This is a genomic window from Paenarthrobacter sp. NPDC089675 (assembly GCF_044749185.1).
GTDB lineage: Bacteria > Actinomycetota > Actinomycetes > Actinomycetales > Micrococcaceae > Arthrobacter.
This window is the reverse complement of the sequence record NZ_JBIVHM010000006.1, coordinates 200,560-219,119: the sequence shown is the minus strand read 5'-3', so window position 1 is coordinate 219,119 and position 18,560 is coordinate 200,560. Positions and strand designations below refer to the sequence as shown.

The following is an 18,560-nucleotide window of genomic DNA, read 5'->3' as shown; positions in this document are numbered from 1 at the left end:
GGCCACACGCTTGGAATTGCTCCCTTGGAAAACGCTTGCCCAGATTTGCTAATGCAGATATTGTATCGATTCAGAACGAGTGTAAGCGAGATCACTGGCGTGTCGCAGAGGTCACAAAGGACTTGCACCAACTGAGCAAGGAGGCTCGCATGATCAACAGAAGGAATTTCCTCACCACTGTGGCGCTGGGAACGGCGTCGGCCGCTTTTCTCTCCGCCTGCGGACAGTCATCGTCCTCGGGCCAGGCCGGTTCGGCGCAGAACCCGGTCACCATCACCTACACGTGGTGGGGCAATGATGACCGTGCCGAGCGCACCCGCAAGGCGATCGCGCTGTTCGAGTCCAAGAACCCCGATGTGAAGGTCAACGGAAACTTCACCGACTTCAACGGCTACTGGCAGAAGCGTGCAACCGAAGCTGCTGGCGGTGGACTTCCGGACGTCATGCAGTGGGACCTTTCCTACCTGCGGGACTACGGCCAACGGAACCAGTTGCTGGACCTCGGCACCGTGAAAATCAACACCGATGCCTTCGATAAATCGCTCCTCCCTTCCGGGCAGATCAGGGGCAAGCAGTTCGGCATCCCCACCAGCACCAACGCTTTCGCCGTCTATTACGACCCCGCCAAGCTCAAGACCCTTGGCATCGCAGAGCCGGACGGGAGCTGGAATTACAAGGAGTTCAATGCCTTCCTCACCGAGGTGGGAGCCAAGGGCAACGGCACGCTCTTCGGTGGGACCGACTACACCGGTGTGTGGTGGAACTTCAACATCTGGCTGCGCCAGAACAACATCAAGGCATTCACCGACGAAGGCAAGCTCGGTTTCTCCAAGGACGACTTGAAGAAGTGGTGGAACATGGCGGCCAACCTTCGTGGAACCGGCGCGGTGGTGGGCGAGGACAAAGTCACCCAGCTCCTGCCCAAGTCCCCGTTCGGCTCCAACGTCACTGCCACCGAGGTCACTTGGGACAACTTCATGGCGGGCTACCTTGCGGACAGCGGCGCCAAGGAACTGAAGTTGGTTCCCGTCCCCTCGGACAACCAGGACAACCTGGGGCTGTTCCTCAAGCCCTCGATGCTGATGGTTGCCAGCGCCAAGACCAAGTACAAGGATGCAGCAGCCCGCTTCATCGACTTCATGGTCAACGATCCCGAGGTAGGCCAGATCTTCAAAACCTCCCGAGGCGTTCCGGCGTCGAAGACCCAGCGCGACGGCACCACCTTTGAAGGCACCGACAAGCTCGTGGTGGACTACGAAAAGTCGATCGAGAAGTACCTCAAGGACGCGCCTGAGCCGCCCATCGTGGGCTTCGGAACCCTTGAGGCATCCTTCAAACGCATCAGCTCGGAACTGAACTACGGCAAGCAGACCGTGGACAGTGCGGCCGACGCCTGGTTCAAGGAAGCCGAAGACCTTATCAAGCAGAACGCCTGAAACAGGCTTTCCTGAAGCGACGGACTGATCTCGTGACTCAAAGCCCAACCCTGGGCAGGCGTCCCCAAACGTCCGCCGCTCCGCAGCTGCCCAAATCGCGGCGGCGGGGTGCGGATGCGCGCGCCGGCTACACGTTCCTTTTGCCCTGGCTGGTGGGATTCATCGCCCTGACCGTGGGACCGATGATTTCTTCCCTGTACCTGTCCTTCACCAACTACAACCTGTTCGAGGCGCCCAAGTGGATCGGCCTGGACAACTACGCCACCCTTTTCCAGGACGAGCGGTTCCTGCAGTCCGTGGGTGTGACGCTGAGCTACGTGGCCTTTGGTACCCCGCTGAAGCTGGCCGCTGCCTTGGCGGTTGCCATGTTGCTGAACAGCAAGCGCAAGGGGCAAGGTTTCTACCGCTCGGCTTTCTATGCACCCTCTCTCATCGGCGCGAGTGTTTCCATCGCCATTGTCTGGAAGGCCATGTTCGGTGATTCCGGTCCCGTAGACCAAGGGCTCTCGTTCTTTGGCATCAACCTGGGGGGTTGGGTTGGTAACCCATCCATGACCATGCCCATGATGATCATGCTGACGGTGTGGCAGTTCGGTGCACCGATGGTGATCTTCCTGGCCGGCTTGAAGCAGATCCCGGCGGACCTGTATGAGGCTGCCTCCATGGACGGGGCCGGTCCGGTCCGCAAGTTCTTCAACATCACCTGGCCCATGCTTTCCCCCGTGATCTTCTTCAACCTGCTCATGGAGACCATCCACGCATTCCAGATCTTCGCCTCGGCGTACATCATCTCCAACGGCGAAGGCGGTCCCGCAGGCTCAACGCTTTTCTACACTCTCTACCTTTACTTGCGTGGTTTCAGCGACTTCCGCATGGGCTACGCCTCGGCAATGGCTTGGCTCCTGGTGATTGTGGTCGGCGTGATCACGCTGATCTTCTTCAAGACGTCCAAGTCCTGGGTCCACTACAGCGGTGATTCGAAATGACAACCATGGCAACTCCAACCCAGTCCGCACCAACTCCGGCGAAGGCTCCCGCCTACAACCCCAAATCCGAATCCGGGGCCGCCAAGAAGGCCAAGAGCATCATCTTCCACGCCGTGGCCCTGGTGTTGGTGGCAATCGTGCTCTATCCGGCGCTGTGGATGATGGCCTCCTCCTTCAAACCGAACTCGGAGATCGGCGGCGGCAACACCTCGTTGTGGTCGGCCAACTTCAGCTTCGATAATTTCGCCACGGCCATGGACGGCATAGGCGGTGTGTCCACGCTGACGTTCTTCACCAACTCCCTGATCCTGGCCGTCGGGGCTGTGGTGGGCACGATCCTCTCGGCCAGCGTTTCGGCGTACGCGTTCGCCAGGATCAACTTCCCGGGCCGGGGATTGTTCTTCGGCATGATGATCGCCACCCTCCTGCTGCCTTTCCACGTGGTGATCATTCCGCAGTACATCATCTTCCAGCAGCTCGGATTGGTGGATACTTACGTTCCGCTGCTGATTGGCAAGTTCCTGGCCGCCGATGCGTTCTTCGTGTTCCTCATGGTCCAGTTCATGCGTGGCCTCCCGGCCGAACTGGACGAAGCGGCCCGCATCGACGGCGCCGGACACGTGCGGATCTTCCGCTCGATCATGCTCCCGCTCATGAAGCCCGCCCTGATTTCGACCTCGATCTTCTCCTTCATCTGGAGCTGGAACGACTTCCTGGGACCGCTGCTGTACCTCAACACCCCCGAGAAGTACCCGCTGCCCCTGGCCTTGCGGTTGTTCGTGGACCAGACCCAGAGCTCGGACTACGGCGCCATGATCGCCATGTCCGTCCTGGCGCTGCTTCCGGTCCTGGTGTTCTTCCTCGTCTTCCAGCGCTACATCGTCGAGGGCGTTTCCACGCAAGGCCTCAAGGGCTAGGGAGCCACAGAAAATGAGCACCGTGAACGCCACAGGTAAGTCACCGGCAATGCCCGGCATCCCCGTCAACCGCTTTGCCCTGTTCTCCGAAACGATCCTGGCCGGCGTCATCGTGCTCCTGTTGTCCCTGCCACTGGTAACGGCCCCGGCGGCGTATGCCGCCGGCGTCGCGCATCTCGAACGGCACCTCAGCGGCAGGGACGACGCCCTCAAAACGTTGTGGCGCAATTTCCGCCTGGCCTTGCCGGGAAGTTGGAAGTACGGAATCACGACGGCGGCTGCCGCCGTCGTGATTGTCCTGAACCTGTTTCTCGCGCTGGTGGGCCAACTGCCGGGCCGGGCCCTGATCCTGCCCGCCACTCTGGTGCTCGCAGCAGCCGGGGCGGTCCTCCTGCTACGGTCCACAGCCCACTGGAGCGGCCCCGTGGTGTGGGACGCCTCGACCCCGCCGGTTGAAACCGGCGGGCGTAACCAGTGGAAGCGTGCCTTCGCCGACGCCAAGGCAGATTCCTTGCGCGACTGGTCCGGTTCCCTCCTGTTGCTTGCCGCGTTTGGCATGGCCGTGGTGTTCGTCTGGATGCTCCAGGCCCTGTTCGTTGTAGTTCCCGGCGCGCTCATTCTCGCCACAGCCGCCATCAAGATCCGTTCCCATTAGATAAGAGCTGACCTCACCCGTGCCCCCGCGCCCGTTTTCCCAGCGTCCGAAAACCGAGCAGCCTGCTCCAAGCAACTCGAGCAACCCGGAGGCGTGGCACTACCCGCTCCGGCACCACAATTACCGCATCTTCGTGGCCCTCACGCTGACCAGCAGCGGCGGCGTGTGGATGCAGCGTCTGGCGCAGGATTGGTTGGTCCTCCAGCTGACCGGAAGCCCCGCTGCCGTAGGAGTCGCGGTGGCCCTGCAGTTTCTGCCGATGCTGGTGGTGGGTCCGCTGAGCGGCGTGCTGGTGGATATCTTCCCCAAACGTCGGATCCTGCTGGTCTGCCAGTCGATTGCAGCGGTCCTGGCGGCAGGATTGGCGGTGTGGAACGCGACGGGCGGCACCGACCTATGGGTGGTTTATGCCAGCTGCATCGCCTTGGGCCTCACCAGTGCAATCGATGGACCGGCCCGCCAGGTCTTTGTCAATGAGGTGGTGGGGGACAGGGGATTGCCGGCGGCGATCGGGCTGAACAGTGCGATCGGGCAGCTGGGTGCCATGGCGGGTCCCGCCCTTGCCGGTGTCGTCATTGCCAAGGCGGGCCCGGCCGCGGCGTTCGCTGCCAACGCGGTCCTGTGCGTGGCTGTCTTGGTGATGATCGCAGCCATCAGGCCGGGGGAGTTGCATCACTCTACGGACCGCCTGGATCCCGATGCCCGGAAGGGGCAGGTCCTGGCCGGTTTCCGTTTTATCCGGGCCCGGCCACCACTGCTGCTCACCATGCTGTTGGCGGGATTGCTGGGGGCGTTCGGAATGAACGGTCCCGTGGTGCTTGCAGCTTTCGCGGACCGCGTGTGGCACAGCGGGCCAGCCGGGTTTGGCCTTTTCAATACAGTCAGCGCCCTGGGTGCCCTTGCCGGCGCTCTTCTTGCCACGCGGCTCAAGCGGTTCGGCCGGAAGGGCATCGTGGCGAGCGCCGGGCTTTTCGGCCTGAGCCAGCTGCTGGCGGCGGTCATGCCCACCCAAGAGTCATTCGTGGCGATGCTGGTTGTGGTTGGCTTCATGACCCTGATGTTCCTCACGAGCGCAGCAACCGCCGTGCAGCTCGAAGCCGGAGCCCATGTCAGGGGCAGGGTTCTTGCCCTCTATTTCCCGCTACTCCTGGGCGGCCACGCGTTGGGCGGTTTGCTGGCAGGGTGGCTGACGGAAGTCTTCGGGGTACGAACAGGACTCGTGGTCACCGGCGCCCTGGGGATGGTGTCAGCCGCGTCGATCGGCCTGCTGCTCTACCTGTCCGCGGGACGCGCGAGGGCCAACCAGCCCGGCTAAGCTAGGCGGCGTGTCCCCCGCCACTGGTAGGCGGGGGTTCCCCTCAGCGTGTGGACACTACGTCCTCAACCTCGTCGGCCGTCAGGATTCCGTCGGCGATCCATACAGGGATGGTGCGGCTCAGGGTTCGCCCTGCTTTGAGTTCCACGGGCGCATCCCACGCCAGTGCGGAGCCCACGGCCGGGTAGTCTTCCAGCCGGACGAACCACGGATCCGCTGATTCCTCGGGCGCGCCGAAGACCAGTGTGGCAGGTCCGCCGTCGAACTTTCCTGACCAGGCCAACCACGGTGAAACTGAACCATGGACGGCAAGTTCGCCGTCAGCTGTGGAGGAGAAGACCCGCGCTGAGGCGTTGACGGGCAGACGCCAAAAGAATCCGCCGTATCCGCTGCCGGCCTGGCCGTGGGAACCCGGGCTGCCCAGGGCAGAATCCACGACGGCGGTGAGCTCGGTTTTGAGGTCCAGGCGCCACGTGCGGTGGTCAACTGCCGTCTGGCGGAAGCTGCGCTTTTCGCTCAGGAGTTTCCGGCCATCGGCTCCAATCCAATCGAGGTCCAGGGCCGATTGGTCCTGGCCGTGGCGAACCGTACCTATGGCGATTCGGCCGTGATCCGGGAGGTCAAGGTACCGGCCTGCCGAACGGCGGTAGCTGCGGCCACCCCAGAAGTTGCTGCCGTTGACGTCCTGGAGGGCGAATCCCGCGCCAAGGTGCCACACGTGATCGACTGGCAGATGGTCGGTCACCGTGGTGCCTGCCGGGGTGGTGACAGGATGAAGGTAGGGCCGCGGGGACAGGCCCGCATCGAGGGAGGTTCCCGGGCGGAGGGCGGCTTTCCCTGCTGCGGCCTCGGTGGTGAACAGGGGCTCCGCGTCTGCCGGCCCCCGAACAGCCCAGGGGAGTGCGAGCTCGGAGAAGGTGGCGTTCGCCTTGGTGGCGCGTTCCAGGGCTTCTTCGATCCCGGGAATGACCGCATGTGCCTGTTCACCGGATCCCGCCCACTCAACGTCCGGTTGCGGAATAAGCGTGGGAGCCTCGGCTGTCCGGATCGTTTCAAGGACGCGCATGAAGGCACCGCTGTGGTCCAAAGGACTGAGGAGCGGGGTGCCGTGGGCCAGATGCTCGAGAAGGTTCCCGGTAAGGTCGTCCCGCCCGAAGGTCCGGGTGGTTTTGCCGTTACCGGTGGTGACGGTGACGCGGTCCTCGGTGTAGTGGAACACCGCCGATCCTTCCGTGCCGTGCAGGGTGATGTAGGGTTCCACCGATTCCGCCGCGCACAGGGTGAGGGCGCAGGTGATGGTTATGCCGCCCACGGTGCGCATCCTGATCACGGAGGTATCGTCCGCCTCGATGTCGTTGGCGTGGTAGAGGTCGGCATCCACGGAAACCAGATCCTTTGCCTCGTGTGCTCCCGCGATCCAGAGGGCGGTAGCAATGGCGTGGGCCAGGGGGTTGGTGGCTACTCCATCCACCACATCCACTCCGTCCATGCTGCGTTTTCCGGCCCAGCGCGAGCGTTTGTAATAAGCGCGGTCCCGCACCCAGCGCCCCGTCGCGGAGATGCTCTTGAGCCTTCCGATGGCTGGAAGTTCTGCTGAAGCGTTGCCGGCGGCAAGGTGGGCGAGCGGGATGAGGGCGTGCGATCCGAGGCTTTGGAAGCCGACCTGGACGCTGCGGCCGGCTTCCCGTGCCGCTTGTTGAAGACGAATGAAGTCCTCCATGGATGCCACCGGTGGCTTTTCCAAATAGAGATCGGCGGACGAGGCAAGGACAGCCAGGGCCAAGGGGGCGTGGGTTTGGATCGGGGTGGCCACGATGATGACATCCGGCTGGTGGTTGCCGGCCAGGAGGGATTCGAGGTTTGGATGCACGGCAGTGGCGTCGGGGAGCGCCCCGGGCGCGGGCTGATTGGGATCGGCGACAGCCACCAACTCCACATGGCCGCCGGCAGCGAGCCGTTCCAGATTGTCGAGATGGTGGGCGCCAAAACCATGGACGCCCACCAAGGCGATTCTCGCCGTCGGAGTCCGGGAGTGTGTGGTGTCCCGGCACGCTTCGGTGGAAGGGGTGTCCATGATTCTCCTCCGGGGCATCGCGAGCGAACGACGCCATCGTCTATATGTTCGGTGTCCAAAGGCTTGGGCAAAGCGCCTGCCGCAAAATCGCGGCAAGCGCTTTCCCTAGATAAGCCTTCAGCCAGTGTAGCGCGGCCGCTACAGAATGTAACGATTCAAGTTTGGCCTTGACTCATCTTTCAGGCCGGTCTAGATTTTCGTGAAACCGTTTACTTTGTGATGTGGCCCACCGATCAAGACTCACTTTTCGGGAGCGGAGGGCCGCGAGAACATCTTCGGCCAGCTGCCCAGGCCACATTCTGCAACGATGGAGAAAGGGGCAATCATGGCGTCTGGCGCCTTCGGCTTCCGGGCTTACACGTTTTTCGACAACCTGCTCTGGATCGCCTGCCTCAATATTTTTTGGATCGCCTTCACCTTGCTGGGTGGCGTGTTGCTCGGGTTCGGGCCAAGCACAGCGGCCGCCCACATCCTGGTCCGCGAGAAAGTGCGCGGGGACTCGGTTCCTTTATTACGGCGCTTTGCCCACGAGTACTTCAGGAATTTTGCCAAGGGAAATGCCCTCGGCTTGCCGCTGGTGCTGATTGCCGCGGCCCTGTATCTCAACTGGGCATTCTTCTCTGTGGGGTGGGATTTCGGTTCGCAGGCAGCCTCCATGGCAATACTGCTGGCGGCCCTCTTGGCTGCGGGTGCGGTCTGCCATCTGTTCCCCATGTTCGCGCGCTATGAACTGACCATTCCGCAGTACTTTCTGATGTCGTCGCGGTTTGCCGTGCGCCATCTTGCAGGCACGGCGATCCTCTTGTTCGTGTCCTCTGCCGTGATTTTTGCCTGCCGCGCAGTCCCTGGCCTGATTCCCTTTTTCGGAGTCGGCGCCTGGCTGTACGTCACGGGTTGGCTCTGTGACCGGTTCTTCACGGCTAACGACGACGCCATGGCCACAGCCTCGATCAACGGGAACGCGGACGCAGCCCCGGCGCAATCCACAACCGCCCCCGCCCAAGATGCCAGAACCGTCAAGGAGGCCCGCCTTGCCTGAGCCCACTCTTCCGCCTCATCCTCCGCTCGATGTCCAGGAGCACTTGGTCCTCCACCGGACCTTCGACGGCGTGAGCGTTAGTGAAACGTATCAAGACCCACTGGGCCAATACCTTTGGACACTCAAAAGGTTTCACGGCCCCCAGAACTTCCCGACGGAAAACGATCCCGAAAAAGTGGAAAAGGAACATCATGAACCGTAAGAAACCAACGCTCGCAGCCGCCGTCGTCGTTTCCGCCGCGCTGGCCCTCACAGCCTGTGGCGGTGGCGAGCAGCCTGCTGCCGACATGAAGAGCATCAGCATCATGGCGCCGTTCCTGGAAGCGCAGCCGCCCTCTGCGGACGGCGCAGTCCAAAAGAAGCTCGAGGAACTGACGGGCAAGGACGTGAACATCACGTGGACGCCCAACTCCTCCTACGAAGACAAGATGAACATCACCTTGGCATCCTCGGAGATTCCGCAGGTGCTGGTGGTCCAAAGCAAATCGCCCGGCTTCGTGAAGAACGCCCAAGCCGGTGCCTTCTGGGACCTCACGGACAAGCTCAAGGACTACCCGAACCTCAAGACCGGCTTCCCCGAGGTGGAACAGAACGCGAGCGTCAACGGCAAGGTCTACGGTGTTTTCCGTGCGCGGAATCCGATCCGTGCCGCAGTGATGTTCCGCCAGGATTGGCTGGACAAGCTTGGCCTGAAGGCGCCGGAGACGGTCGAAGACCTATACAAAGTGGCCAAGGCCTTTACCGAGCAGGATCCCGACGGCAACGGCCGGAACGACACCTACGGCATCACCATTCCCAAGTGGGGTGCGCTGGGTACCAACAGCCCCTACGACATGATCGAAACATGGTTCGGCGCCGGCAACCGCTGGACCGAGCGTGACGGCAAGCTGATCCCGAGCTTCGAGACGGACGAGTTCCTGGAGGCCGACCGGTTCATCAAGAAGATGGTGGACGAGAAGCTCATCAACCCGGACTTCGCCACGTTCGACTCCACCAAGTGGAACGAGCCGTTCTTCAACGGCAAGGGCGGCATCATCGTGGATGTCGACTCCCGGGCCAGCGTGCTGATCAACCTCTTCAAGCAGGCCAACCCCAACGATTTCCAAAATAAGGTGGGCTTTGTGGGCAGCCTCAAAGGGCCCGACGGCGAACTTCACGCTCACCCGACCGACGGCTACTCGGGCTTCCTCGCCATTCCCAAGTCGAGCGTCCGCACCGAGGCTGACCTCAAGAACGTCCTGCAGTTCCTGGACAAAATGAACAGCAAGGAAGTTGCCGTGTTGTTGAACAACGGCATCGAGGGCGTCAACTTCACGGTGCAAGACAACCTCGCCGCAACCATCAAGCCGGAGACCCCCGAAGGCAAAGTGGTCAACACCGACATCAAGAGCTACGCGCAACTGGGGACCAACGTCACCGGCAACAACTTCTACGCCGTCAAACAGCCCTCAGAGTACGAGCAAAAGGTCTTCGATGACCGCGTGAAAGTCATGGCTGAGGACATCAAGAGCGCCGTTTACAACCCAGCGGCCCCCTTCGTTTCGCCCACCTACGTTGCCAAGGGTGCCCAGTTGGACAACATCGTTGCCGATGCCCGTATCAAGTACCTTGCCGGCCAGATCGACGAGCAAGGCCTGAAGGACGCCATCAAGCTGTGGAACACCAGCGGCGGTGACAAGGTCAAGGAAGAAATTAACAAGCTCTGGCAGGAAAACAAGAAGTGACAGCGCCGGTTGTTGAGGCCAAAGCTCCGGAGCGGGCGGCCACCCAGCCGCTCGCCCGGGCGCGGCGGCGTGGTTTCGCTGTCCACTTTGCGCACTACAAGTGGCTCTATCTGCTCATGCTGCCGGGAGTGCTGTACTTCGCGATTTTCCGGTACGGACCCATGTACGGGGTGTCCATAGCGTTCAAGGATTACGTTCCATTCCTGGGCGTCAACGGCAGCCCATGGGTAGGTTTCTCCAACTTCACGGACTTTTTCGCGAACCCCGATTTTCCCCGGCTGCTTGGTAACACGCTGATCCTGGCCTTCCTGAACTTGGGCATCGCCTTCCCCCTGACCATCGTGCTGGCATTGCTGCTCAATGAGGTCCGGCTGTCCATCCTGAAACGGACTGTCCAGACACTCGTGTACATTCCGCACTTCCTGTCGTGGACGATCGTTGCTTCGCTGAGCTTCCTTTTGTTCGCCCTGGACATCGGGCCGCTGTTCCAGTTGATCAACGGGCTCCTGGGAACGCACGTCGATTTCCTGTCCGATCCCAACTGGTTCAGGCCGCTGATCGTGCTCCAGGAAATCTGGAAGAACACCGGCTGGGGGACCATCATCTTCCTCGCCGCGCTGGCCACCGTTGACCAGGACCAGTACGAGGCCGCGATCATCGACGGCGCCGGCAGGTTCCGCAGGGTCTGGCACATCACCCTGCCTGGAATCCGTTCCACGATCATCGTGATGCTCATCCTGGCCATCGGACAGATGCTCAACACCGGCTTTGAGCAGATCTACCTCATGACCAACGCACTCAACCGCAACGTGGCCGACGTCTTCGATACCTACGTCTACTTCGTGGGCATCACCCAAGGCGCCTACAGCTACAGCACCGCCGTCGGGCTCTTCAAATCCTTGGTGGGCATCGTGCTGATCTTCGGCACCAACTGGCTGTCCAAGCGGTTCAACCAGAGCGGACTGTTCTAATGAAGATCCATAACACCCGGGGCGGCCGGATTTTCGACGCTGCCAATTATGTGTTCCTTGCCCTGATCGGCCTCATCACCTTGCTGCCGTTCGTGTACGTCATGGCAGGCTCGTTCGCCACGGAAGCCGAGATCACCCGGCGCCCGTTCTTCATCTGGCCGGAGCAGTTCACGTTCGGTTCCTACCAATACATCTTCTCGACGCCGGCGTTCACCAAGGCGCTGCTCACCACTGTCCTGGTCACTTTGGTTGGCACGCTGATCCAGCTGCTGCTCACTGTAACCATGGCCTATCCGCTGGCAAAGCGCGGCCTTCGGGGCCGGAAACTGATCCTCTCCCTCGTGGTCTTCGCCATGGTGTTCTCCGGCGGCATGATTCCCACGTTCCTGCTGGTCAAGGACCTCGGCCTGCTCAACACCTACTGGGCGCTGATCCTGCCGGCCGCGATCAATCCCTTCAGCCTGATTATCATCAAGAACTTCTTCCAGGAGCTCCCCGCGGAGCTGGAGGAATCGGCCAAGATGGACGGCGCCACGGAGATCGGCATCCTTTGGCGCATCCTCCTGCCCTTGTCCAAGCCGGTGCTGGCAACATTTGCCCTGTTCTACGCCGTGGGCATCTGGAACGACTTCATGTCCCCGTTGCTCTACCTCAGCGACAACAACATGTGGACCCTGCAGATGTACCTCCGGCAGGTGACCGCCGCGTCCGACCTCCTGGGGACAGGCAACGTGGATCCCACCTACATCCCGCCGGAGCAAGGGGTGAAGTTCGCGGTGATCGTCGTGGCCACCCTTCCCATCCTCATCTTCTACCCCTTCCTTCAGAAGCACTTCGCCAAAGGAATGCTGATCGGCTCCGTCAAGGGCTGACGCACATGTCAAAGGACAAACCATGAAAATCCTCCTCGCGGGCGACTCAACCGTGGCGGGCTGCCCTAGCTACGAATACCCCATGAGCGGTTGGGGAGCCCACCTGGCTCCCGAGACCTACCGGTGGGCCGCCGTCCACAATTACGCCAAGGGCGGCGCCACCACCGAGTCGTTCCGCGAGGAGGGCCGCTGGCAGGAGCTCTTGCACCAGGCGGTCCAAGGCGACGTAATTCTCATCCAGTTCGGACACAACGACCAAAAGCGCGAACACCTGACGGCGCGGACCGGCTACGCGGAGAACCTCCGGCGCATGGTTGCCGACGTGCGCTCCAAGGGCGGCGTGCCGATCCTGTGCACCCCGGTGGAACGCCGGCACTTCTCCGGCGGGATTCCGCTGGAGACGCTTGGTGAGTATCCCGCCGTCGTGCGTGACCTTGGCGGCCAGTTGGGACTGGAGGTCATCGACCTCAACCAGTGGACCCGGGCGCTGTATCTCGAACTTGGGGAGGGAAGGTCCAAGGAGTTGTTCTTCCACTTCGCTCCGGGGGAGCATGCGCATTGGGTGGGCGGCCTGGAGGACAATACGCACTTCCACGAGAACGGCGCGCGGTTGATCGCTGCGCACGTGTCGCGGGAGCTCGAAACGCTTGTACTTGGCCTGCGGGTGACAACGGCGGTGCAGCCTTGAGCGTCGATACCGCCACCATCTACACCAACCAGCTCCGCGGGCCCGGAGACGTCACCTACTGGATTGCGGAGGGTCCGGTCCGCTTTGGAACTTACGACGGCGGGCCGGCTTACGACGGCGGGCCGGCTTACGACGGCGGCCCGGCGCTGCTGCTCTCCGGGGCGCTGGATCCGGAGGAACTCGGCGACCAAGCCCACTGGACACTGTGGTGCCCCCACGAGTTGCCGGACCACATCCGTATTTCATGGGAATTCAAGCCCATCAAGGAACCGGGCCTGGCCATGGTGTTCTTCGCGGCGCGCGGCCACGGTGGAGAGGACCTCTTCTCTGCGGCCTTGTCGCCGCGGACAGGTTTCTACCCGCAGTACCACTCAGGTGACATGGACGCGCTCCACGTCTCCTACTTCCGCCACAAGTACGCTTCCGAGCGGGCATTCCGGACGTGCAACCTGCGTAAGAGTGCCGGATTCGAACTCGTGGCCCAAGGCGCTGATCCGCTCCCGCCCGCCGAGGACGCCGACGGTTTCTACAGGATGTCCGTCATTAAGGATGGACCGCGGGTGGCCTTCTCCATCAATGGACTGGATTTGTTCGACTGGCGGGATCCTTCCGATGAGCCGTTCGGCAGGGGTTACTTCGGAATCCGTCAGATGGCGCCGCTCGTCGCGGCCTACCGCAACCTCATTGTTGAAGCTCTGTGACGGGCACCACGCGCACATGACGTAGGATGTCCTCAAATCTTCCCATTTCCACTCCCCACCCCGGAACGGACCAATGCCACTCTTCGACCTTCCTCTTGAACAGCTCCGTCACTACACCTCAGCTGCCGTCGCGCCGGACGACCTTGATGCGTTTTGGGACCGGACGCTTACGGAAGCCCGCGCCCTTCCGCTAAATGCGGTCTTTGAGCCGGTGGACAACTACCTTTCCGTCATCGACACGTTTGACGTCACGTTCTCCGGCTTCGGCGGCCACCGCATCAAGGGTTGGCTGCACGTGCTCGCACACCTTGAACCCGGCCGGCGCTTGCCTGTTGTAGTGGAATACATCGGCTACTCAGGCGGCCGCGGGTTGGCAAACCAGAACACCCGTTGGGCCCAGGCGGGGTACGCCCACTTCATCATGGACACCCGCGGCCAGGGCTACGGCGGCGTATTCGGTGACACCCCGGACCCGCATCCCTCGGCCGGCGAGGTCAACTACGCGGGCCTCATGACCCGGGGCGCGGGACACCAGGACGACTACTATTTCCGTCGGGTCTACGTGGACGCATTCCGTGCCGTCGAAGCGGCACAGCAGCATCCCGCCGTCGACCCTTCCAAAGTTGTCCTGACGGGCGTGAGCCAGGGCGGCGGCATCACGGTCGCCGCCGCGGGCCTCACCGCCGGAAGGCTCGACGGCGTCATCGCCGCGCTGCCGGACGTCCCCTTCCTGCAGGACTTTCCGCGGGCGATCGACATCGCACCCCGAGGTCCGTACCCGGAGATCGCATCATTCCTTGGGCGGCACCGGGACCGCTACGAATCCATGCTCGCCGTGCTCAACTATTTCGACGGGGTGCACCTTGGGCGCTTTGCGAACGTCCCGGCCCTGTTCTCCGCTGCGCAGATGGACGATATCTGCCCGCCGTCTACGGTCTTTGCGAGCTACAACAATTACGGCGCTTTGGGCGGATCCCCGGAGAAGGACATCGAGGTGTACCGCTTCAACAACCACGAGGGCGGGCAGGAACACCACTGGATCAAGCAGTTGCAGTTCCTCCGCAAACTTTTGTCATCATGACGGACACGATTTGCCGGGGCCGATCAGCCGCGGCTATGGTGTGGCTATGACTAAGCGTTGGTATGCGTATTTTTCGTTGGCTCTGGAGGGGCCCGCGTCTAACTGACACGCATCCAACATTCCTTCAGAGCCAACAGGGCAGAGATCATTCTCTGCCCTTCGCCATATCCGGCGGGTTCTGACAAGGGGCCCGCTCCGCATCCCGGACAGGACCCAGAAAATGACCAGCATCGCCCCCGAATCTTCTTTGACATCGGACAACGCCCAGCCCGCAACCTCCAACCTGCGCGTAGCCCGCTTCGAGCCGCTTCCTGCGCCGCAGGACCTCATCGCGGAGCTGCCGCTGGACGCCCGCTCGGCCGCCGTCGTCGACCGTGGCCGTGACGAAGTGCGCGCCATTATGGACGGTCTTGACGACCGGCTCCTGGTCATCGTGGGCCCATGCTCCATCCACGATCCCAAGGCAGGCCTCGAATACGCCCGCCGACTGGTCAGCCAGGCGGAGAAGCACAAGGAAGACCTGCTGATCGTCATGCGGACCTACTTCGAGAAGCCGCGCACCACCGTCGGCTGGAAGGGGCTCATCAACGATCCGCACCTGGACGGCAGCCACGACATCGCCGCCGGGCTGCGCGCGGCCCGTGGATTCCTGAAGCAAGTCACCGCGCTGGGACTTCCCACCGCTACAGAGTTCCTCGAGCCCATCAGCCCGCAGTACGTGGCAGACCTCGTTTCCTGGGGTGCAATTGGAGCCCGCACCACCGAGAGCCAGATCCACCGCCAGCTCGCATCGGGTCTTTCCATGCCCATCGGCTTCAAGAACGGGACCGACGGGGACCTGCAGGTGGCCATCGATGCGTGTGGCGCCGCCGCTGCCGGGCAAGCCTTCCTGGGGATCGACGACGACGGCCGCGCGGCTTTGGTTGCGACGGCGGGAAACCCTGACACCCACGTGATTCTGCGCGGTGGGCGCAAGGGTCCGAACTACTCCGAAGCAGACGTAGCCGCAGCTTCGTCCCTGCTCGCGGGCAAGGGCCTCAACCCACGGTTGATCGTGGACGCGAGCCACGCAAACAGCGGCAAGAGCCACCACCGGCAGGCGGAAGTTGCCCTCGAGATCGGTGCTCAGCTCGAGGCCGGCGCCACCTCGCCCATTGCCGGAGTCATGCTGGAGAGCTTCCTGGTGGGGGGAGCCCAGAACCTGGACGTTTCCAAGCAACACTCGGGTGAACAGGAACTTGTTTACGGGCAGAGCGTCACGGATGCCTGCATGGAGTGGGACGTCACGGCCTCGGTCCTGGAGCAACTCGCGGCCTCGGCTCGGAAGCGCCGGCTCGCTACGGGGGAGTAGGCGGAAAGTACGATCCCACTTTTCCCAAGTGCTTTCACATTGGCCCCATCAGCCTCTAGAGTATCTAGCACATGGTTGTTTGATGGCTCAGCATCGGCACACCGTTCTACTGGGGGTGTCCTACTGTCTGAGAGCAAAGGAATATGGGAAATGTCCGCAGAGACTAACTTCTCGAATGCGCGTTTCATGACGGTGGCTGAAGTGGCCGACGTCTTGCGTGTTTCCAAAATGACCGTGTACCGATTGGTTCACTCCGGGGAAATGCCCGCCGTCAGGTTCGGCCGGTCCTTCCGGGTTCCTGAGGAGGCCGTTGCCCAGTACCTCAAGGGTGCTGTTGTGGACGGGCAATCGGAGACCGCCTAAGGCCTGCAGAAGTCCGCTCTGCGGTTGATGGTCATTGGGTGCCCCTGTGAAGCGGTACCCTGTTAAGGAACGTTTTACGTCATTGTAAGAATCTGTCAGTTGTACTGTCTGCAGCTTTGTCCGCGGATCCGTTCCAACAGACAGGACCTTCATCTAGTTTGTAAGGAACTTTCGTGGGTTCAGTTATCAAGAAGCGCCGCAAGCGTATGGCCAAGAAGAAGCACCGCAAGCTGCTTCGCAAGACTCGCCACCAGCGCCGCAATAAGAAGTAGAAATACTTCACCAAGCGTGAATGCCCGTTGCCTGCACAAGGCGGCGGGCATTTTTGCATCCTCTCTCACGTCCCGCCGCCGTTGGCGGGTTCCTCTCTCACGTCCCGCCGCCGTTGGCGGGTTCCTCTCTCACTTCCCGCCGCCGTTGGCGGGTTCCTCTCTCTATCGAGCGAAGCCGGCCCGGACCGATGGATCCAGCCAGGCCGTTCGAAGTGCCTTCTTGATGGCCCGTGTGGCAGAAGAAAAGTTGTCCCGCGCATCGTCTTTCCCGAACACCAGAACATTCCAGCCGGCTGCTCTGAAGGCTTTGTCCCTGCGCAGATCGCTGAAGATCTGCTCCTCTTCCAGGTGATGGCCGCCGTCGTACTGTATTGCGAGCCGCCGTGACCTGAAACCCAGGTCGGCCGTCGGCGAGAACGGATCCTCCGGCCGTAGCTTGATCTGGAGGTCCGGCTCCGGGAGGCCGGCGTCGAGCATTGCAAGGCGAAGGAGCGATTCTTGTGCAGAGTCGGAGCCGACGCGCATCAGATCGCAGGCCTCCCGTGCCCGGACCACGCCTTGGCGGTTCCTGTGAAGCTGCAACATTGCCTGAAGATCCGGGAGGGTACTGAAGGGCGTTGTCCGTCCCTCAAATTCGGGCCGCGGGTGACGGATCAATTGGTCGCCCATGCAGACAAGGTCATACAGGGGTAGCAGACTGGCCAAATCCAGCCAAGTGCGGGAACGCGTAGTCATACGGACGCCCTCGACATCCTCTACCTCGCCGTCGAAGACCAGAACGGTGTGCCCCGACACTCCCTTGCGGCGGACCGACGGCAACTTTCTTGGCTTGCTCAGGTGGAGCTCATTCGAATCGGCCAACCAGGCCGGAAGGACCAGGCCGTGGAGTCTCGCGGCCGTCACGTGGGAGATCCAAGCGCCCGGAGTGGCGGAAGCCAATGAGCGAGCCGCCGATGAAAGATCAAAGTCCCATTCCGCAGGACGATAAAGACCCCTGCTGACTGGATCGACGTCTTGCCGACGCCAAAGCTGTTTTTGGTGCAGGCCCATTGCCCTGGCTTCGTGCAACGTGAAGGGGGCGGATGGTAGCTCGGACGTAATCACAGAAGGCTTTTCCATGAAGGCATTGTTGCCGCAAAGACCCTAACGGCGCAGAAGTTATCCACAGGTCCTGGCGGTTGATCCTCATGTGAGCGAGGAACGCGAGTAGGCGGGTGGGATGTGAGTGAGGATCAGCGGGGGCTACGGAAGCGGCTGAATCCCCGCCAGAGTCCGTAGATAGCGCCGCCGACCGTGGCTGCCTTGAGCCCGAGCGTTGCTGCGCGGCGGCCGGAACGGAAGTCGTAAACCGGCCAGTTGTTATCCCGGGCGTGCCTACGCAGGCGCGAGTCAGGATTGATGACCACAGGATGTCCCACCATCGTCAACAATGGGATGTCGTTGGCGGAGTCGCTATAGGCCCAGCAGTGGTCCAGGTCCAGGCCTTCACGTTCGGCCACCAGTTGCACGGCCACAGCTTTTGCCGGGCCGTGGAGGATGTCGCCGACCAAGCGGCCGGTGTACATGCCATCTTCCACCTCGCCAACGGTGCCCAGTGCACCGCTAAGCCCTAGCCTGGTGGAGATGACGGTGGCCACCTCGATCGGTGTGGCGGTAACGAGCCACACCTTCCTGCCCACCCGTAGATGCTGCTCCGCGAGGGCTTTGGTGCCCGGCCAGATCCGCGACTCGATCATTTCGTCGTAGACCTCCTCGCCCAGGGCCTTGATGTCGTCCACGGAAATGCCGGCAGCGAGAGTCAGGGCTGAATCGCGCACCGAGTGGACGTCTTCCATGTTCTCGCCGCGCATGACGAACTTGAACTGCTTCCACGCGAACCCCGCAGCCTGCGAGAGCGTGAAGGCTTTGCGTTCGTACATTTTGCGGGCCACGTGAAAGAGGCTGGCACCCTTCATGAGGGTGTTGTCCACGTCGAAGAAGGCTGCTTCGCCGATGTGCTGCGGCGCCTTGGCGTGAGCGAGCACAGCGGCGTTCTTCTCCTCGGGCATGCCTTGAGTCTAGTCAATGTGGGTGGTTCCCTGCTGAGACCGTACGAAAGCCGGGGGAGGGAGGTGA

General features: G+C 62.0%; 18 protein-coding genes. 15 read left to right on the top strand and 3 right to left on the bottom strand.

The window, feature by feature from the left end; all coding sequences use genetic code 11:
- Window positions 1-149: 149 nt before the first annotated feature.
- The 5 genes from ACIPY2_RS14755 to ACIPY2_RS14735 are packed head-to-tail and all read left to right on the top strand — an operon-like array spanning window position 150 to window position 5,309.
- Window positions 150-1,436 carry an ABC transporter substrate-binding protein gene (locus ACIPY2_RS14755; protein WP_400267136.1) on the top strand — a complete coding sequence of 429 codons (1,287 nt, stop codon included), beginning with the start codon at window positions 150-152 and terminating at the stop codon, window positions 1,434-1,436.
- A gap of 32 nt (window positions 1,437-1,468) precedes the next feature.
- Window positions 1,469-2,422, top strand: coding sequence for a carbohydrate ABC transporter permease (locus ACIPY2_RS14750; protein WP_400267135.1), 954 nt, complete (start codon window positions 1,469-1,471; stop codon window positions 2,420-2,422).
- Window positions 2,419-3,339, top strand: coding sequence for a carbohydrate ABC transporter permease (locus ACIPY2_RS14745; RefSeq protein WP_400267134.1), 921 nt, complete (start codon window positions 2,419-2,421; stop codon window positions 3,337-3,339). The genes ACIPY2_RS14750 and ACIPY2_RS14745 overlap by 4 nt, the downstream gene beginning before the upstream one ends.
- A 13-nt stretch (window positions 3,340-3,352) precedes the next feature.
- Complete coding sequence (locus tag ACIPY2_RS14740; protein ID WP_400267133.1) at window positions 3,353-3,994, top strand: Poxvirus protein I5; 642 nt, start codon at window positions 3,353-3,355, stop codon at window positions 3,992-3,994.
- Between the two features lie 19 nt (window positions 3,995-4,013).
- Window positions 4,014-5,309 (top strand): MFS transporter, encoded by a 1,296-nt coding sequence (locus ACIPY2_RS14735; RefSeq protein ID WP_400267132.1) that lies wholly within the window; start codon window positions 4,014-4,016, stop codon window positions 5,307-5,309.
- 43 nt (window positions 5,310-5,352) lie between these two features.
- Here ACIPY2_RS14735 and ACIPY2_RS14730 read toward each other — a convergent pair whose 3' ends face one another.
- Window positions 5,353-7,383: a DUF6807 family protein gene (locus ACIPY2_RS14730; protein ID WP_400267131.1), complete on the bottom strand. Its 2,031-nt coding sequence runs from the start codon at window positions 7,381-7,383 to the stop codon at window positions 5,353-5,355.
- 325 nt (window positions 7,384-7,708) lie between these two features.
- On the opposite strand from ACIPY2_RS14730, the gene ACIPY2_RS14725 reads away from it, so the two are divergent.
- The 10 genes from ACIPY2_RS14725 to ACIPY2_RS14680 all read left to right on the top strand — a co-directional run bounded on the left by ACIPY2_RS14725 (window position 7,709) and on the right by ACIPY2_RS14680 (window position 16,445).
- Complete coding sequence (locus tag ACIPY2_RS14725) at window positions 7,709-8,422, top strand: YesL family protein (protein ID WP_400267130.1); 714 nt, start codon at window positions 7,709-7,711, stop codon at window positions 8,420-8,422.
- A 191-nt stretch (window positions 8,423-8,613) separates the two neighbouring features.
- A complete protein-coding gene (locus tag ACIPY2_RS14720) occupies window positions 8,614-10,146 on the top strand; it encodes an extracellular solute-binding protein (protein ID WP_400267129.1) in 1,533 nt (510 codons plus the stop codon).
- The gene (locus tag ACIPY2_RS14715) at window positions 10,143-11,117 is read left to right on the top strand and encodes an ABC transporter permease (RefSeq protein WP_400267128.1); all 975 of its coding nucleotides are present in this window, start codon (window positions 10,143-10,145) and stop codon (window positions 11,115-11,117) included. The genes ACIPY2_RS14720 and ACIPY2_RS14715 overlap by 4 nt, the downstream gene beginning before the upstream one ends.
- On the top strand, window positions 11,117-11,989 hold the full coding sequence (locus ACIPY2_RS14710) for a carbohydrate ABC transporter permease (protein WP_400267127.1): 873 nt from the start codon (window positions 11,117-11,119) through the stop codon (window positions 11,987-11,989). The genes ACIPY2_RS14715 and ACIPY2_RS14710 overlap by 1 nt, the downstream gene beginning before the upstream one ends.
- 22 nt (window positions 11,990-12,011) lie before the next feature.
- Window positions 12,012-12,677, top strand: a complete 666-nt coding sequence (locus ACIPY2_RS14705; protein WP_400267126.1) for a rhamnogalacturonan acetylesterase — start codon at window positions 12,012-12,014, stop codon at window positions 12,675-12,677.
- The gene (locus ACIPY2_RS14700; RefSeq protein ID WP_400267125.1) at window positions 12,674-13,378 is read left to right on the top strand and encodes a DUF1961 family protein; all 705 of its coding nucleotides are present in this window, start codon (window positions 12,674-12,676) and stop codon (window positions 13,376-13,378) included. The genes ACIPY2_RS14705 and ACIPY2_RS14700 overlap by 4 nt, the downstream gene beginning before the upstream one ends.
- Before the next feature lie 73 nt (window positions 13,379-13,451).
- Window positions 13,452-14,459 (top strand): acetylxylan esterase, encoded by a 1,008-nt coding sequence (locus ACIPY2_RS14695; RefSeq protein ID WP_400267124.1) that lies wholly within the window; start codon window positions 13,452-13,454, stop codon window positions 14,457-14,459.
- Window positions 14,460-14,679: 220 nt separating this feature from the next.
- Window positions 14,680-15,810 carry a 3-deoxy-7-phosphoheptulonate synthase gene (locus ACIPY2_RS14690; protein WP_400267123.1) on the top strand — a complete coding sequence of 377 codons (1,131 nt, stop codon included), beginning with the start codon at window positions 14,680-14,682 and terminating at the stop codon, window positions 15,808-15,810.
- Window positions 15,811-15,960: 150 nt separating this feature from the next.
- Window positions 15,961-16,173, top strand: coding sequence for a helix-turn-helix domain-containing protein (locus tag ACIPY2_RS14685; protein ID WP_017199160.1), 213 nt, complete (start codon window positions 15,961-15,963; stop codon window positions 16,171-16,173).
- A 173-nt stretch (window positions 16,174-16,346) separates the two neighbouring features.
- On the top strand, window positions 16,347-16,445 hold the full coding sequence (locus ACIPY2_RS14680) for a 30S ribosomal protein bS22 (RefSeq protein ID WP_003792170.1): 99 nt from the start codon (window positions 16,347-16,349) through the stop codon (window positions 16,443-16,445).
- Between the two features lie 162 nt (window positions 16,446-16,607).
- Here ACIPY2_RS14680 and ACIPY2_RS14675 read toward each other — a convergent pair whose 3' ends face one another.
- The gene (locus tag ACIPY2_RS14675) at window positions 16,608-17,564 is read right to left on the bottom strand and encodes a DUF559 domain-containing protein (protein ID WP_400267122.1); all 957 of its coding nucleotides are present in this window, start codon (window positions 17,562-17,564) and stop codon (window positions 16,608-16,610) included.
- Between the two features lie 113 nt (window positions 17,565-17,677).
- A complete protein-coding gene (locus ACIPY2_RS14670; protein WP_400267121.1) occupies window positions 17,678-18,493 on the bottom strand; it encodes an HAD family hydrolase in 816 nt (271 codons plus the stop codon).
- Window positions 18,494-18,560 lie beyond the last annotated feature (67 nt).